General features: G+C 62.7%; 14 protein-coding genes. 10 read left to right on the top strand and 4 right to left on the bottom strand.

The genetic code is table 11. From position 1 onward, the window contains the following. Positions 1–14 precede the first annotated feature (14 nt). From FIV35_RS21555 to FIV35_RS21535, 5 genes are all read left to right on the top strand, one after another. The gene (locus tag FIV35_RS21555; protein WP_034136387.1) at positions 15–1073 is read left to right on the top strand and encodes an HlyD family secretion protein; all 1059 of its coding nucleotides are present in this window, start codon (positions 15–17) and stop codon (positions 1071–1073) included. Further along, the gene (locus FIV35_RS21550; protein WP_034136388.1) at positions 1070–2515 is read left to right on the top strand and encodes an efflux transporter outer membrane subunit; all 1446 of its coding nucleotides are present in this window, start codon (positions 1070–1072) and stop codon (positions 2513–2515) included. The genes FIV35_RS21555 and FIV35_RS21550 overlap by 4 nt, the downstream gene beginning before the upstream one ends. A 73-nt stretch (positions 2516–2588) precedes the next feature. Continuing rightward, complete coding sequence (locus FIV35_RS21545; protein ID WP_034095247.1) at positions 2589–3098, top strand: sigma-70 family RNA polymerase sigma factor; 510 nt, start codon at positions 2589–2591, stop codon at positions 3096–3098. After that, positions 3095–4045 (top strand): FecR domain-containing protein, encoded by a 951-nt coding sequence (locus FIV35_RS21540; protein ID WP_034136389.1) that lies wholly within the window; start codon positions 3095–3097, stop codon positions 4043–4045. Before FIV35_RS21545 ends, FIV35_RS21540 begins: the two co-directional genes overlap by 4 nt. A 92-nt stretch (positions 4046–4137) precedes the next feature. Further along, positions 4138–6591, top strand: coding sequence for a TonB-dependent siderophore receptor (locus FIV35_RS21535; protein ID WP_034136390.1), 2454 nt, complete (start codon positions 4138–4140; stop codon positions 6589–6591). 40 nt (positions 6592–6631) lie between these two features. Here the strand turns inward: FIV35_RS21535 and FIV35_RS21530 are convergent, their stop codons facing one another. Together FIV35_RS21530 and FIV35_RS21525 are read right to left on the bottom strand one after the other, a co-directional pair. Next, positions 6632–7336, bottom strand: coding sequence for a DUF3142 domain-containing protein (locus tag FIV35_RS21530; protein WP_034136391.1), 705 nt, complete (start codon positions 7334–7336; stop codon positions 6632–6634). Further along, positions 7333–9504 (bottom strand): PA5441 family protein, encoded by a 2172-nt coding sequence (locus tag FIV35_RS21525; protein ID WP_034136392.1) that lies wholly within the window; start codon positions 9502–9504, stop codon positions 7333–7335. Before FIV35_RS21525 ends, FIV35_RS21530 begins: the two co-directional genes overlap by 4 nt. A 160-nt stretch (positions 9505–9664) precedes the next feature. On the opposite strand from FIV35_RS21525, the gene FIV35_RS21520 reads away from it, so the two are divergent. Genes FIV35_RS21520 through FIV35_RS21505 form a run of 4 tightly spaced genes read left to right on the top strand, consistent with a single transcriptional unit; the run spans position 9665 to position 14353 of the window. Next, positions 9665–10438 carry an efflux RND transporter periplasmic adaptor subunit gene (locus tag FIV35_RS21520; RefSeq protein WP_034136393.1) on the top strand — a complete coding sequence of 258 codons (774 nt, stop codon included), beginning with the start codon at positions 9665–9667 and terminating at the stop codon, positions 10436–10438. Then, the gene (locus FIV35_RS21515; RefSeq protein ID WP_034136394.1) at positions 10435–11754 is read left to right on the top strand and encodes an efflux RND transporter periplasmic adaptor subunit; all 1320 of its coding nucleotides are present in this window, start codon (positions 10435–10437) and stop codon (positions 11752–11754) included. Before FIV35_RS21520 ends, FIV35_RS21515 begins: the two co-directional genes overlap by 4 nt. Position 11755: 1 nt before the next feature. Beyond that, positions 11756–13852: a site-2 protease family protein gene (locus tag FIV35_RS21510; RefSeq protein WP_034136395.1), complete on the top strand. Its 2097-nt coding sequence runs from the start codon at positions 11756–11758 to the stop codon at positions 13850–13852. A gap of 9 nt (positions 13853–13861) precedes the next feature. Next, positions 13862–14353, top strand: coding sequence for a GNAT family N-acetyltransferase (locus tag FIV35_RS21505; protein ID WP_034136396.1), 492 nt, complete (start codon positions 13862–13864; stop codon positions 14351–14353). A gap of 21 nt (positions 14354–14374) precedes the next feature. Here the strand turns inward: FIV35_RS21505 and FIV35_RS21500 are convergent, their stop codons facing one another. Next, positions 14375–14686: a DUF6916 family protein gene (locus FIV35_RS21500; protein ID WP_034136397.1), complete on the bottom strand. Its 312-nt coding sequence runs from the start codon at positions 14684–14686 to the stop codon at positions 14375–14377. Positions 14687–14732: 46 nt separating this feature from the next. After that, complete coding sequence (locus tag FIV35_RS21495; RefSeq protein ID WP_034111238.1) at positions 14733–15320, bottom strand: phage tail protein; 588 nt, start codon at positions 15318–15320, stop codon at positions 14733–14735. Between the two features lie 306 nt (positions 15321–15626). On the opposite strand from FIV35_RS21495, the gene FIV35_RS21490 reads away from it, so the two are divergent. Next, positions 15627–16472: a sulfotransferase family protein gene (locus FIV35_RS21490; RefSeq protein ID WP_034136398.1), complete on the top strand. Its 846-nt coding sequence runs from the start codon at positions 15627–15629 to the stop codon at positions 16470–16472. The last annotated feature ends 47 nt before the right edge of the window (positions 16473–16519 follow it).

Raw genomic sequence — 16519 nt, 5'->3', positions numbered from 1 at the left:
ACAAAGGAACTCCCATGAAACGCAAAGACAAAATTGCCGTGTCGGCCATCGCCGTATTCGCCGTCGGCGTGCTGGTGTACCTGGCTGCCCCTGGGCTGTTGGGCAGCCGACAGCAGACCACCAACGACGCCTTTGTCGCCGCTGACTTCACCCAGGTGGCGCCGCGCGTGGCCGGTTTTATCAAGGAGGTGCTGGTGGAAGACAACCAGCGCGTCAAAGCCGGGCAACTGCTGGCGTTGATCGACGACCGCGATTTTCGCGCTGCCGCTCAGGCCGCCGATGCCGACACACTGGTGGCCCAAGCCCAACTGAAAAACGCCACCGCGACACTGGAGCGGCAAACCTCGGTGATCGCCCAGGCTCAGGCCACGGTGGCGGCGGATCGCGCCGAAGTGGCCTTCGCCGAACACGAACTGAACCGCTACAACCATCTGGCCGGGGTCGGCGCCGGCACTGTGCAGAACGCCCAGCAAGCCAAGACCCGCATCGACCAGGCCACCGCTCGCCTGGCCAAAGCCACGGCCGTGCTGGCGGCCGAGCGCAAGCAGGTGGAAATCCTCACGGCTCTGCGTGATGCCGCCGAGGGTGGGCTTAAACGTGCCCAAGCGGCGCTGGAAATGGCCAGTTATCAGCTGTCTTACACACGCATTGTCGCGCCAGTGGATGGCATGGTCGGTGAGCGCGCGGTACGGGTGGGTGCCTACGTAACACCGGGCAGCAAGTTGCTGGCGGTGGTGCCATTGGCCGAGGCGTATGTGGTGGCCAATTTCCAGGAAACCCAGCTGTCCCACATGCATGCCGGTCAGGCCGTGCAGGTGCGCGTCGACAGCCTCGACGGTGAAGTGCTCAACGGCCACTTGGAAAGCCTGGCGCCCGCCACCGGAGTGACCTTCGCCTCGATCAAACCGGACAACGCCACCGGCAACTTCACCAAAGTCGTGCAGCGTGTTCCGGTGAAGATCGTGCTTGAGCCCAATCAGCCGCTGACCGAGCGTCTGCGGGTCGGTATGTCGGTGGAAGCCAGCGTCGATACTCAAGCCGTAGCGCCACAGCGCGAGGTGGCCCAGCAATGAGACACCTCGCCTGGCTCACCCTCGGCCTGATCAGCCTGAGCGCCTGCACCGTCGGCCCGGACTTCCAGCCCCCTCACAGCGCGCAGCCCGCGCAGTGGACCGAACCCCAAGGCCGTCAGGCTGCCAGCCATGCCGTCAGCGACCCCTTGCAGGAGCGCTGGTGGGACGTGTTCCACGACGCGCAATTGTCGGCCCTGACCCGGCGCGCCCTCAGCGACAACCTCGACTTGAAACTGGCCAGCAGCCGTCTGCAACAAAGCCGTGCGGTGCGCCAGGTAACCACTGCCGAGCGCTACCCGAGCGTCAACGCTACCGGCGCCTATCAGCGCAAACGCAACAGTGGTGAGGGCCTCAACGACCCGTCCGGCGAGAATGGCCGCGCCGCGTTCAACCAGTGGGACGCCGGGTTTTCCGCCGCCTGGGAGTTGGACTTCTGGGGCCGGGTCAAACGCGAAACCGAGGCGGCCGACGCCACGCTGCAAGTCGCGGAGAATGACCGTCGCGCCGTGCTGCTGTCAGTGCTGGCTGAAACCGCCCAGGACTACATCCAACTGCGCGGGGTGCAGAACATCCGTGCGGTCACCGAGCAAAACCTCGACGTGGCGCGACACAGTCTCAAGCTCTCGCAATTGCGCCTGGCCGACGGCGTGGCGACTGACCTGGATGTGGCCGAAGCCGCCGCCCAGGTCGCCGCCATCGAAGCACGCCTGCCCGACCTGCAACAGCGTCAGGATCAGTTGATCAACGCTTTGAGCCTGCTGATGGGCGAGCCGCCGCAAGCCCTGCATGCACAGTTGTCCAAGGCCGCTGCCGTCCCGCAAACCCAGCGCCAGGTCGCCATTGGCCTGCCGTCTGAATTGGCCGAACGTCGCCCCGATATCCGCCAGGCCGAGGCACGACTGCACGCCGCCACCGCCAGCATTGGCGTGGCCAAGGGCGATTTCTACCCGCGCATCACCTTGTCCGGCAGCCTCGGCTCCCAGGCCATGCAACTGTCGGATTTCGGTGCGTGGGGCTCACGCGCCTTTGCCTTCGGCCCACAGCTGAGCCTGCCGCTGTTCAATGGCGGACGCTTACAAGGCATGCTTGAGCTGCGCGAAGCCCAACAGCAGGAAGCGGCGATTGCCTACCAGCAGACCGTTTTGCGCGCCTGGCATGAAATCGACGATCAACTGACCCGCTACAACGCCAGCCAACTGCGCCGCGACAGCCTGGCCGAAGCCGTGCGCCAGAACCAGATCGCCCTCACCACCGCGCAACATCAGTACGTCGAAGGCGTGGTGGACTTCGTCAACGTGCTCACGGTGCAAAGCGCGCTGCTGGCGACCCAGGAGCAATGGGTGGAGAGTTCTACCGGCGTGTCCCTGGCCATGGTCGGGTTGTACAAAGCCTTGGGGGGCGGGTGGGAATCGGTATATCCGCTGCAAACGGCAGGGGGCTGATCGACAAAGAGTTTTGTCAGTGACGAAATAAGGTGTAATGATAATTGCTCTCAATAGTGTATCTGAGCTTTTCATGGACACCGCGACTGACGGCCAGCAACAGCTTCATCTTCTGTACCGCGACCATCACGGCTGGCTGCAAGGCTGGTTGCGCAAGCGCCTGGGCGATCGAGAGCACGCCGCCGATGTAGCCCAGGACACGTTCCTGCGGCTGTTGGTGTCCGGACGTTTTCCAGGTGACAAGGAAAGCCGCAGCTATCTGGCGCAGATCGCGCGCAATCTGGTGATTGACCAGTGGCGGCGCCTGCGTATCGAACGCGCCTATCTGGAGAGCATTGCCCATCTGCCGGAGCCGGAGTCGCCGTCGCTGGAAACCCGCGCACTGATCCTTGAAACCCTGATGCAGATCGACGCCATGCTCGACCGCATGCCCGACAACGTGCGCCGGGCCTTCCTGCTATCGCAATTCGAGGGGTTGAGCTACGCGCAGATCGCCGAGCGCCTGGGTGTCACCATCAGCTCGGTGCAGAAATACATGACCCGCGCCATCGTCGCCTGTTACCAGGTGGTCTACGAAGAATGAAACACGACGCACCCATCGCCCCGGCCATTGTCGAGCAAGCCAGCGAGTGGTTGATGCTGCACTGGGGCGGCGAACTGCGCGGCGAGCAACGTCACGCTTTTGCCCAGTGGCAGGCCGCCGATGAGGAACACCGTCGCGCCTGGCAGCGTTTGCAGCACTTGCAGCACACCCTCGGCGGCGTTCCTGCCGACAGTGCCCGCGCGGTGCTACGCGATACGCCGGACACCCAGCGCCGCGCCGCCCTCAAGCTGCTCGGCGCGCTCTTGATGGTCGGCGGCAGCGGCTATCTGGTGCGGCGTAGTGAACCTTGGCAAGCGGCATTCGCCGAACATCGCACGGCGACCGGTGAGATCCGCTACGTCACCCTCAGCGACGGTACGCGTCTGGACCTCAACAGCGACAGTGCAGTGGATGTGCGTTTCAGCGCCACTGAGCGACGTATTCGCCTGATCCGAGGCGAGATCCTGCTGACCAGCGGCCACGATGCACTGCGCCCGCTGATCGTGGAAACGGCGGCCGGCGATGTGCAGGCGCTGGGCACTCGCTTTGCCGTGCGCGAACTGGGCGAGGGCAGCCGTGTCGACCTGTACGAAGGCCGCGTGCGCGTAACCCCGGTGCATGGCGCAGCGGTGCAGATGAACGCCGGTGACAGCCTGTGGTTCGATCAGCGCCAGACCCTTGCGTTACCTGCGGTGGGCGCCAACGGCAGCAGTTGGACTGAGCATCGGCTGATCGCCGAACGCCAGCCGCTGGGCGAATTTGTTACGCAACTGAGTCGCTATCGTCCGGGCCTGTTGCGATGCGATCCGGCCGTGTCCGGGCTGTTACTCACCGGTGTTTTTCCGTTGAACGATACCGACGCGATCCTTGCCGCCCTGGAGCGCTCGTTGCCGGTGCACGTCCAGGCAGTTACCCGCTACTGGGTGACGATCAAGGCTCGTGTCTGAAAATATTTTCTCTGGCGCTTGTCGGTTTCCCTATCCCGTTCGGGATACCTCTTGAAAGCCAATCAAGAAGCGTTCTCACGGGGAGTCCTGCAATGCCGCACCACCCAATCCAACCCTTGGCCCGCGCCCTGCGCCATGGTCTGTTTGTCGGCCTGATGGCGACCGCGCCGATGCTGCCGACCTTGGCCTATGCCGCCGAAGCCACTGAAGAAGTGCGTACCTACGCCATCCCGGCGGGCAGTCTCGACCAGGCGTTGAACCGTTTCGCCAGTGCCTCGGGCATCTTGTTGTCGGTTGATGCCACGCTTACGGAAGGTAAGCGCAGCGCCGGTCTGCAAGGGCGTTATGCGGTGGGGGCCGGTCTGGAGCGGTTGCTGGCGGGCAGCGGCTTGGTGGCGATGCAATCCCAGGGCGGTTGGTCGTTGCAGGCGAGCGCGTCTGACGGCACGTTGCAACTTGGGGCTACCCAGATCAGCGCCCAACAAGCCGAGGAAAGCGCCTGGGGCCCGGTGGACGGCATCGTTGCCACCCGCAGCGCCTCCGGCAGCAAGACCGATTCGGCGCTGGTGGAAATCCCCCAGACCATCAACGTGATCACTGCCGCCGAGATCAAGGCGCGCGGTGCCCAGAGCGTCACCCAGGCATTGCTGTACACGCCGGGCATGAGCGCCGGCGGCTTCGCCGACCGGGTCAAGTTGTTCGATGAACCCACCTCGCGGGGCTTCTCGCCCACACCCCTGTACCTCGACGGTTTGCACCTGCCCTATGGCGGTGGCAGCACTGGCGGCGCGCTGCAAATCGAGCCCTATTCCTTGGAGCGCATTGAAGTCCTCAAAGGCCCGGCTTCGGTGCTGTACGGGCAAAACCAGCCGGGCGGTATCGTCAATATGGTCAGCAAACGCCCCAGCGAAACCCCGGTACACCAAGTGGTGCTGGAAGCCGGCACCTACGAGCATAAAAGCGCGGCCATCGACCTCAGCGGTCCGCTGGATGAGCAGGGGCAATTTCTGTATCGCCTGACCGGCCTGGCCAACGATGGGCAGGACGAGATCAACTACGTCGAGAACAAACGGCAGTTCATCGCCCCCAGCTTCACCTGGCGCCCCAACGACGACACCCATGTGACGCTGTTCGCCCAGTACCAGAAAGACGAAGGTGTGCCCGAAGCCCAAGGCCTGCCGGCGTCCGGCACCTTGTGGGCCAACCCCAACGGTAAGATCAAGCGCGATGTGTTTATCGGCGAGCCCGGCGTCAACCAATACAACCGCGAGCAGTACGTGCTGGGCTACGAGATTTCCCATCGCCTCAACGAAACCTGGACCCTCAAACAAAATGCGCGCTACGCCGAGGTGGACGACCGTTACACCGCGCCGTTGCACGGCTACCGTTTCGTCGCCAACCCGGTCACCGGTGTGCAGGATCAACGCTACCTGCAACGCTTCGGTGTGGACTGGGCGCAAAACAACAAAGTGTTTGGCGTGGACAGCATCGCTCAGGCCGAATTCGACACAGGCGCGTTGTCCCACACCCTGATCCTGGGCCTGGATTACTACCATTCCGGCTCGCTGTTCCATGGCCTGTATGACCGCAATCCGCCGATCATCGACCTGTTCAAGCCGGTCTATGGGCAGCGCCTGAATTTTGGCCAGCCATATCGTTGGGATCGCACCATCACCCAGACCGGCCTGTACGTTCAGGACCAGATCAAGTTGGATAAATGGGCGCTGGTCCTGGGCGGGCGCTATGACTGGGCCAACGTCGTGAACAAAGAGCCCTTGACCGATACGCGCTTTGCCAGCAAAGACCAGGCGTTCACCGGTCGTGCGGGGTTGGTGTACCTGTTCGATAACGGCTTGGCGCCCTTCGTCAGCTACACGGAATCCTTCCTGCCACTGGCGGGCACCGACGTAAATAAAAAGCCGTTCGAGCCGTCTACCGGCAACCAGTACGAAGTCGGCGTGAAGTACCAGCCGCCCGGCCAGAAGAGTTTTGTGCAGGTCTCGGTCTATCAGCTGGACCAGGAAAATGTGCTCACCACCAACCCGGTGGACACCACCTACAGCACCCAAAGCGGCGCCATGCGCTCACGCGGCGTGGAGCTGGAAGCCAAGGCAGCGCTCAGCGACGCTTGGGAGATCATCGCGTCGGCCTCGCGTAACGACATCAAATACACCAAGGACAACGACGGTCGCCAAGGCCGCCACCCCGCAGGCATTTCGCCGCTCACGGCGTCGATGTGGGTCAATTACACCGTGCTTGGCGACACCCCGCTGGCCGGTCTCGGCGCGGGGCTGGGTGTGCGCTACGCCCGCCAAAGCCTGGGCGACTACTACGAAGGCGCCTTCAGCGTACCCTCGTATAGCGTCTACGACGCCAGCCTGAGCTACGACCTAAGCCGCTCGCCGCTGAAACTCAAAGGCGTGAAACTGGCGCTGAATGTGCAGAACCTCACCGACAAGACCTACGTTTCGCAGTGCACCAGCGATCTGGATTGCTACTACGGGCAAGGACGGACGGCGGTGTCGAGCCTGACGTACGACTGGTAGCCAGGTGCCCTTGGAGCGGGCAAGCTCGCTCCAAGGATGTTCAAGGGTTCTGCAAAAACACCACATACCCCCGAAACCATTCATTGCTCTGCAAATACCCCGGCGCCTGCCATTCACCGCCCTGAATCAAGCCGATCTTGAACGGCAGCCCCAGCCGATTCATCCGCGGCAAATACGCGGCGTAATCCGGGATGCTGTGGCGGCCTTGATAGGTCTGCACCACCACTTCATCCACCACGCCTTTGAGCTGGGCGATGGCGGCTGGGTCGGCGTTGCTGCTCCAGTCCATCAGGCCGGTGATGCTCAGCCGCAGGTCGGCGGGCAGGCGCTGGCGCAGGTCGCGCAGAAAGTCGGCGTATTCGTGCAGGTATTGGGTGCGGGCGTCGAAGTCGATCTGGATACCTATCACCGGGTTGCCCGCGTCGCGCCAGCGTTGCACCTGGCCGAGCAGCTGGGTGTAGATCGGTTCTGGCCAGCGCAGGGTGTGGGCGCGGTATACCACCCAAACCTCGCCCTGGGTCAGGCGCGGTACGCTCATGCCCTGGGCGATCAGCTGCACGCCGCGCTGGGGGGCGCGGCGGGTAGAGTTGATCTGGCCCTGCAGGATGTAGAGGGTCTTGGCCTGTTTGAGCACCGCTTGGGACTTGACGCCGCTCCACAGCCAGAAGGCGTCATAGTCGCGGGCGTCGACGGCGCCAAAGGCCGGGCTCGCCAGCATCAGCAAGCCGAGCCACAGGTGTTTCACCAGTAGTACTGCAGCGATTTGCCCCACTGGGTGTCGGCGTAGCCGCTTTTGAGCTGGCGGAACCAGGCTTTGCGCACGGCCGGTTCAACGTCCTGCCCACCGCAGCTGTTATAGCCGGCCGGCGCGTAGCAGTTGATGGCGCGAAACAGCGCATAGGCCTTGTCCGTTTTCGGCGCCTTGGCGTCGCCAATCACCTGCTTGTAACCGTCGAGTCGCGAGAAGGTGGTTCCTTTGAAGTCCGACGCGGTGCTGCCCAGGCTGCCGGCGGCGCGTGCTTGTTCCAGCGGCATGCCGTCCAGGTTGTTGCGCAGGATGAACTCGCCGAGGCAGTTCAGGGCCTGGGGGTTCTTGGCCTCGGTTTGCAGGGTCGCGGCAGTTTGCGCGATGGCCGGGCAGGTGTAGCCGGAGGCGGCTTTTTCACCGTTCCACTGGAACAGTTTCAACGTCTGCCCTTCGCTGTAGACATAGCCCAGGCTGCTGCTCAACTTATCTTCGGGCACTGGCGTCGGCAGTTGCTTGAAGTCCTCGGCAAAGGTGGCGAACTGGCCGCGCAGCAGGTCTTTGTAGAGCAACACGAATTGCGCAGTCTGGCGCTCCACCGGATCGCTGGCCTGGGCGATCTGTTGGCGCAGCAGCTCAGGCCCGGCGACGTTGCGCAACAGGCTGTAGCGCACTTGCTTGGCGCTGATCGGCGAGTCGGCGGCAAACACCTCGGCCAACTGGCCGCTGCGCTCGTAGTTCATGGCCAGGGCCAGTTCCAGTTGATCGTGCATCAACGGCAGTTTGGCCAGTGGCAGCAGTTGCAGCCACAGCGCTTGGGCGCGTTTCCAATCTTGCTTGGCTTCCAGCGCCAGGGCGCGCAGGGTCTGTTGGCTGAAGGCGAAGTAATTCAGGCTCGACGGCACACGTTGCGGCAGCTGCTTCAACGCGGCATCCGGCTGGTGCTCGATGTACAGCGCACACACCGCCAGCAGGTAATCGTAGAGTTCGGGTTCGCTGGCAAACAATGCCTTTTGCTTCTCCAGGTCTGCGCGGGACAAGGTCGGCTGATTGCCGCCGCGCATCACCATCAGGTCGCTGACCAGTTGGATCATCGGCGTCTTCACTGGCTGGCTGTTGACCATCAACAACTTGAGGTCAGCCTCTTCCACCAGCTCATCCTCGGACACATTGCGCTGCGCGTCGCTGGCTTGCGTGAGGCTCCAGGCATACGCCTCGGCCAGTTTGCTGCCATCATCGGCCAACCAATAGACCCGCCGCAGCAGGCCGCGCGCGGAGGCGCTGTAATCGCCTTGTGGATAAGTACTCAGGTAGCTATCGAAGGCTTGCTCGGCATTGGCCAGCGCCGACTTATCCACACGCGCCAGAGTCGGCACGCCGTCGGCATCGTACGCGTCGGCCTGGGCCTGGTTCAGCGCAGTGCGGGCGGTCATGTACAGCGCGGCTTCCTTGAGCCAGGGCAGGGCGCTGCTGCGGGCGGCGCTGAAGCCGCGCTCGGCTTCGGCAAAACGGCCGCTATAAAAATCGGCGGCGGCTTGCAGGTAGGTGTACAGCTGCTGGCCGTCGGTCGATTGCAGTTGCTGTGCATTCGCCACGACCGGGCCGTCCCACTCGCAGGTGGTGAGCAGTTGCAGGCGGGCTTTGACCAGCAGCTCGCGTTCGGCGGCCGGCATATCGGCCTTGACCACTTGGCGCACAAACGCGGTGGCACTGTCGTCGTCGTTGCTGCGGCAACGGCTGCCCTCGCCCGTGACAAACGCCTCGCCGGCGGTGGTGTAGTCCTCGCGCTTGATGCCCAGGGGTTGCAGCAGGTTGTCCAGTTCGGCAGTGGACGATGTGTCTGCGCCGTCATCGGGCTCGGTGTCCGTACCGCCACCCTGCGACAAGCGATATACCGGGAACGGCACCGGGCCGAAACCCTGGGCCAGGTCATCTTCGCTCAGGGCATTGGGCGTCAGGCCCGTATTTTTTTTGTCGGCCAGCAGCAGGCGCAGGTTGACCCGGCTGTCGTTGCCGGGGCTGAGGAAAGGCTGGTTGCTACACGGGTCGAGGGTGTCGCGGGAAACACGCCAGTCGGGGTAGCACGAATCGTCGGAGCTGGCCTGGGCCTGCACGGAGAGACCGGCCAGCAGGGCCAGTGCCAGAGGTGACAAAAAACCGATGCGCATGAGGTGTCCTTGATCCTGGTGCTTGGAGGGGCGCAATCATAGCTTGATCTGACAATTGCTTTGGTGACTGCCTACACAATTTGCCGATTTGTCCGATTGGGGGTAGTGGCAATTTAATTTCGCTGACTTAGACTGCGGTCATCGTCAGGGAGTCGACCATATGAAGCAATTGCATGGATGGGCGTTGGGTTTTATCGGCATATTGGGCGTGGCTCAGCTGGCCATGGCCGAAGACCCGTTGTTGGATCATTCGCCTGCGACCACCGCCAGTGCCGACAGCGAAGCGCGGGGCGTGTTGCGTGCCCGCGACCAGGCGATGCTCGCCAGTGAGCTATCCGGGCGCATCGTCGAGTTGCCGTTCAGCGAGGGTGAGACGTTCAAAAAAGGCGACACCCTGGCGCGTTTCGATTGTTCGGCCTACCAGGCCCAATTGAACGCCGCCCAAGCCGCCAGCCGTGGTGCCGGGGAAGAACTGGCGCACAACAAACAGTTGGCGGCGCTCAATTCAGTCGGACGCTTTGAAGTGGCCCGCGCCGAAGCGCGGTTGAGTGAAGCCCAGGCCCAGTCCCAGGTCTACCAGGTACAAGTCAAACGCTGCAATGTGCTGGCGCCGTATGACGGTCAAGTGGTGCAGCGCAAAGTGCAACGCTATGAGAGCGTTTCGGCTGGCGCACCGTTGCTGGAAATCGTCGATAACCGCAGCTTGGAAATTCACCTGTTGGTGCCGTCGCGCTGGATGGGCAAGCTCAAGCCGGGACAGACGTTCAGCTTTACGCCGGATGAAACTGGCAAGTCGCTACAAGCGACGGTCAAGCGTTTGGGGGCACGCATCGATGAGGGGAGTCAGACGCTGTTGCTGGTGGCGAGCGTGCCGGATGCCGGTGGGCTGCTGTCCGGCATGAGCGGTACCGCGCGTTTCGCAGAGCCCCAGTGAACGCGCCGTTCAAAGGCAACACCGAGCAGGTGTTCGCGCGCTTCCTTGACCTGGAGCGCCAGACCCGTGCCGCGCGAACGCCGGCGCAACTGAGCTACAGCCTGGTCAATGACGGTCAGGCACTGTTCGGGTTTCGCCATGCCGCTTTATTGATTGCCGGCAAAGTCCAAGCTGTCACCGGTGTGAGCGCGGTGGAGCCGAATGCGCCGTTCGTGGCATTCGTCGAGCAGGCCGTGGCGTCGCTGTTCAAGCAGACCCGTTTGAATCAGGCACGGGTGATCGACGCCGATGAGGTAAGCGAAGCCATTCGGGCGGACTGGCAAAGCCTGTCGGCCGGTCAGGTGTTCTGGTTGCCGTTGATCGATCATCAGGGCCAAGTGTTCGGAGGGTTATGGCTGGCCCGCGACCTTCCGTGGAGTAACCCCGAACAAGTCCTGTTGTCGCAATTGGGCGATACCTACAGCCATGCCTGGCTGGCGCTGCAACCGCGCAAGCCATGGCGCTTGCGCTGGTCGCGCAAATGGCGGGTGGCGCTGGTGGCGCTGCTGTTGTTGGGCTTGCTGATACCGGTGCGCCAATCGGTACTGGCCCCGGCCGAAGTGGTGCCGCTGGGCGGGCAAGTGGTCGCCGCACCGTTGGACGGTGTGATCGCCGAGTTTCTGGTCAAACCCAACCAAACCGTCAAAAGCGGCGACCTTTTGCTGCGCTTCGAAAGCACCAGCCTCAAGGCCCAGGCCGATGTGGCCGAACGGGCCTTGGGTGTGGCCGAAGCGGAACTCAAGACCCACTCCCAGCGTTCGTTCGCCGATGCGGAATCGAGTTCGAAGATCGACCTGCTGGCCGCGCGCGTGGAACAGAAACGCGCTGAGCGCAACTACGCGGTCGAACTGCTCAAACGCAGCGAAGTGCGCGCCGAGCGCGACGGTATTGCCGTGTTTCCCGATGCCGAACGCTGGCTGGGCAAACCGGTGCAGACCGGCGAGCGGTTGATGGAAATCGCGGACCCGAATCAGGCCGAGTTGCGGATCGAATTGGCGGTGGGCGACGCGATTGCCTTGGCCCCAGGCGCGCAGGTGGCATTGTTTCTCGACAGCGATCCGCTGCATCGGCATGTGGCCTGGCTCGAACGTTCGGCCTATGAAGCGCAACCCACCGCGTCCGGTCAATTGGCCTATCGCCTGGATGCACGTTTCGATGCGACCGCGCCGCGTATCGGCCTGCGTGGCACCGCGAAGATTTTCGGCGACCGCGCCCCGCTGGCGCTGTACCTGCTGCGTCGGCCGTTGGCCGGCCTGCGTCAGAGCGTAGGTCTCTAGCATGGGCTTGCCGAGTCTGCGCGCCGATCTGCAACTATCGGCAGCGGCGCCGGATCGGGACGGTTCGCCGCAATGGACCCTGGCCGACCCGGTGCGCGGGCGCTATTTCAAAATCGGCGCGGCGGCCATGCGCATGCTGCGGCATTGGTCCCTGGGCGACCCGGAGCGGGTCCTGCAAGCGGCGAACCGTGAGCCGGGCCTGCCACTTACGCCGCAGTCCCTGGAAGAACTGCTGGGGTTTTTACGCGGCCATGACTTGATCAGCGGCCTGGATGCGCAACAACGCGACAGCTATGCGCTCAAGATCGCCGCCCAGCGCCAGAGCCTTTGGCAAATCCTGCTGCATCAGTACCTGTTTTTCCGCATTCCGTTGTGGCGCCCGGATGCCTTTCTCAACCGCACCTGGCCTGTGTTGGCGCGGTTTGGCCCGAGCATGCTGCGCTACGGCATACCGCTGGTCCTGGGGCTGGGGGGGTTCCTGGTGTCGCGGGATTGGCAGCGGTTCGTTGCGACATTTCCGCATCTGTTCAGCCTTGGCGGGGCGCTGGCGTTTGGGGTGGCCTTGTTCTTTGCCAAGTTGTGCCATGAGTTCGGCCATGCGTTTATGGCCAAGCGCGCTGGTTGTCGCGTGCAGAGCATGGGTGTGGCGTTCATGGTGCTGTTGCCGATGTTTTATACCGACGTGAGCGATGCCTGGAGGGTCAATGATCGGCGTGCCCGTTTGCTGATCGGTGCCGGCGGCGTGCTGGCGGAATTGCTGCTGGCGTGCGTTGCCTTGCTGACCTGGTCGCTGCTGCCGGACGGGCCGGCGCGCACGGCGGCGTTCATGCTGGCCAGCGCCACGTGGATCACCACGTTGATCATCAACCTCAATCCGTTTATGCGTTTCGATGGCTACTTCCTGCTCAGCGATTTCTGGGCGGTGGATAACCTTCAGGGTCGCGCGTTCGCGCTGTGTCGCTGGCATCTGCGTGAAGTGTTGTTCGGCTATGGCCTGGCCGCGCCGGAGCCGTGGTCGCCGCCGATGCGCCGTCGTTTGTTGCTATGGGGCTACGGTGCCTGGTTATGGCGCGCGGCGTTGTTTTTCGGCATCGCCCTGGCGGTGTATCACCTGTTTTTCAAGGTGTTGGGCATTTTCCTGATGATGGTGGAATTGATGTGGTTCATCGTGATGCCCATCGTCAAAGAATGGCGGCAATGGTGGAGCCGCCGCGAACAGGCCCATGGCCCAAGGGTATGGCTGACCGGTCTGGTGTTGCTGACGCTGCTGCTGGCGCTGTGGCTGCCATGGCGCAGCGCCGTGGAAGTGCCGGCAATGTTCGAGGCCGGGCGTGCCAGTGCCTTGCATGCACCGGTGGCGGCGCGGGTGCGGCAGGTCAATGTGCACGACGGCCAAACGGTGGCTCAGGGCGATGTATTGATTGAGCTGGAATCGTCGGATATGGCCTCGCGTCTGCTCATCGTGCGCCGGGAAATCGAGATCCAGCAGTTGCAGATGCGTCGCCAGGCCGGGCGCAGTGAAACCGCCGCGGATGCCGGCATCATCGAACAACAATTGGCCGAAGCGGTGGCCGAGTACCGGGGGTTGGTTGCCCAGCGCGAGCGCCTGTTGCTGCGCGCGCCCCATGCCGGTCAGGTACGCGACCTGCTGCCGCAACTCACCATGGGCCGTTGGTTGGCGCCCACACAAGTGCTGGCGCGGGTGGTGCAGACCGATTCGCGGCTGCGCGGCTACCTGACCGAGGCCGAGCTGTGGCGCGTCGCGCCTGGCGCCAAGGGACGGTTTATCGCTGACGATCCGATGCACGCCTCCATTGCCGTGCAATTGGATGAAATCGACACCAACGGTGTGGCCTTCATTGAGCAGCAAGCCTTGACCTCCGACCACCACGGACCAATTGCCGTACGCCGGGATTCGCAACAACGGGCGCAGCCCGTGCAGGCGCACTATGGCGTGCGCTTGAGTGCCATTGACGATACCGCCGCGCCGCTGCAACCGCTGCGGGGTGCGGTGGTTCTGCAGGGGCAGGGTGAGTCGGTATTGGGCGCGGCTTGGCGACGGTTGGCGGCGCTGGGTGTCAGGGAAAGCGGCTTTTAAGGAATCGATATGGATGCAGTCACGGCTGAAGGATTGGTGGTGCGGCCCTCAAGGGTCAGCGATGCTGGGTTTTTGCAAGCGCTCTATCAGGCGGCGCGCCCGGATCTGCAATGGGTCGACGGTGAGCCCGAGCAACGGCAGCAGATGATCGCGCAGCAATTCCAGGTGCAGGAGCGAGGGCTGGGCGAGCATTTTCCCGATGCCATGCATTACGTGGTGGAAAAGCTCGGCACCGCTATCGGCGCCTTGAGCACGGATTTTGGCGCCCATGAAATCCGGGTCCTGTACCTGGCCTTTATCCCCCAAGCTCGTGGGCGCGGGTATGGTCGGGCGGTTCTGCACGGGGTGCAGAAGGCTGCGCAACAGATCCGCTGCCCGGTGTGGACTGTGGTCTGGGCCAGCAACCCCCATGCGCGTCAGCACTATCTGGCGCTGGGCTTCGAGGTGCAGGAGCAGAACCCGGGGGCAGAGCGGTTGGTCTGGTATCCGAAAAGTCTCTGAGCGGCCGCCAACCGCTCGGGTTCAATTGAACGTGATGCAGAAATAACCCCGCGACGGGTCCCGTCCCGCGGCCGGTACGCGGGATACGAAAACGCCTTCCAGCCTTCCCAGTTCAGGGATGTCCAGATCGCACAGTCCGTCCACGAAGGCCGTGTCTTCCAGGCTGTTGAGTTGCACATTGAACGGCATGCGCTCGGTGTTGGGCATTTTAGCTTTGGGGGTTTCTTCCAAGTGCTCAATGCGCACTTCCAGACGGTGACCGTCCGGCAGGATCAGGCTTCGGGTCTGACCCAGCAGCGCTTGAAAATGGTGGCTATGAACCTTTTGCAGCATATCGACACTCCACAAGGCCAGAGGGCCGCAGCCCTCTGGCGGATCATCAGTCGTGGGGAGGGAAAATCCCTTCAAGAGCAATGCTGAAGTTGACGGCCAGGTATGGGTTCATGACCGCCATCGGTGTGCCGCCTCCAGAAGGCGACACCGTGCCGCTGACGGTGGTGGTCACGCCTTGCAGCGGCACTGGCGAGGCACCCAACTGATCTGAATAGATCGCCGCCGAGCCCGGCCCGGTACCCGAGGTGCCAATGAATGAGTTGGTGGATGTCGGCGCGTTTACGGGATTGCTGGCCGGGTTGGCCAATTGCAGGGTGGTCGAGGCGGTGACGCCCGTGAGCGTATGGGTGTGTGCAGGCAAGTTGGACAGTGTTGCGCTGACGTTCTCGCTGCCAGCCGTGTCGCCGATGGTCCTCTGTGTCAGGCCCAGCCCGGTGCCCATCCCTAAAGGCAGGCGCCCTTGCAGGTTGGGGAGCATAAAGGTGGACTGGCCGTTGCCTCCGAAGTTGATCCCCAGCAATGCAAACAGCGCCGAATATTGGGAAATGCTGATCGTCTGCCCATTGCACAGCGCCCAGCCTCGGGGTGCGAAATTAAAGGCGAACGGTTGGATAGTGCCCATGAATACTTCCATAACTTCCTCATCCCTCAGGTCATTGGTCTGACGCCACCTGGCAGGTACAAGCAAGCCGTCCGCGATCAGCCCGACGCCTTCATTCCCTGGCCTGGTTACGCATGGCTGAGCGTAGACGGGATCATTTGATTCTGTCGAAACCAAGACATCGAAAAGTAGGTTTGGTTGGCTTAATCCATTCAGTTCTCGATCAGGCAATACCATCCATCTCTTTTTCTCATTCAGGGTGGGTTGATATCAAAGTACTACTAGGCGGAGTATTTTTCCTCGGCTACGCTTGGCCTCACAAAAAGGACTTTATGACTGGTGAAGGGATTGCCGCAGTTTCATTTTATTTCCGGTCTTCCGCGCTCAGGCTCGACCCTGCTTTCTGCGATTTTGCTGCAGAACCCGCGGTTTCATGCCGGTATGACCAGCCCGGTCGGTTCGCTCTTTAGCAGTGTGCTGCAGCAGTGCAGCGCCGGCAGCGAATTTGGCTCGGTGATCGATACCAACCTGCGCCGCCGGCTGCTGCGCGGCCTGTTCGATTCCTATTACGCCGATAAGGCCGACAAGCCCGTTATTTTCGATACCAACCGGCATTGGTGCGCGCGCTTGCCGGCCTTGCAGGATCTGTTTCCCCAGGCCAAGACCATCGCCTGTGTGCGCAATGTCGCCTGGGTGCTCGACAGTCTGGAGCGCCTCTACCGCGCCAATCCGTTCGAGAACACCAAGCTGTTCAACGACGATGATGAGCGCAACACCGTCTACAGCCGCTGCGAAACCCTGGCCCAGCGCAATCGCCTGGTGGGGTTTGCCTGGACCGCGCTCAAAGAAGCGTATTACGGCGACAACGCCGAGTCCTTGCTGATCGTTGACTATGACTTGCTGACCCAAGCCCCGGAGCGCGTGATGCGGTTGGTATATGCGTTCATCGACGAGCCTTGGTTCGAACACGATTTCAATCACCTGACCTACGACGCCCCGGCCTTCGACCAGGCGTTGGGCGTTGCCGGCCTGCACAAGGTCAAGCCCAGGGTGGCCCCCCAGTCGCGGCGCACGCTGTTGCCGCCGGACCTGTTTGAAAAGTTTGCCCAGTTGTCGTTCTGGCGTGATGGTTCTGCCAGTGCGGCCAATGTCATTCGTATGAAAAGCGACGCCGCGATCGGCTGATTGCGGTTTTTTTATTGGCGTGTGGTAGCAGTTCGAGTTCGGGTGAT

The organism is Pseudomonas rhodesiae, from assembly GCF_007858255.1.
Lineage (GTDB): Bacteria > Pseudomonadota > Gammaproteobacteria > Pseudomonadales > Pseudomonadaceae > Aquipseudomonas > Aquipseudomonas rhodesiae.
This window is presented reverse-complemented; position numbering and strand designations above follow the sequence as displayed.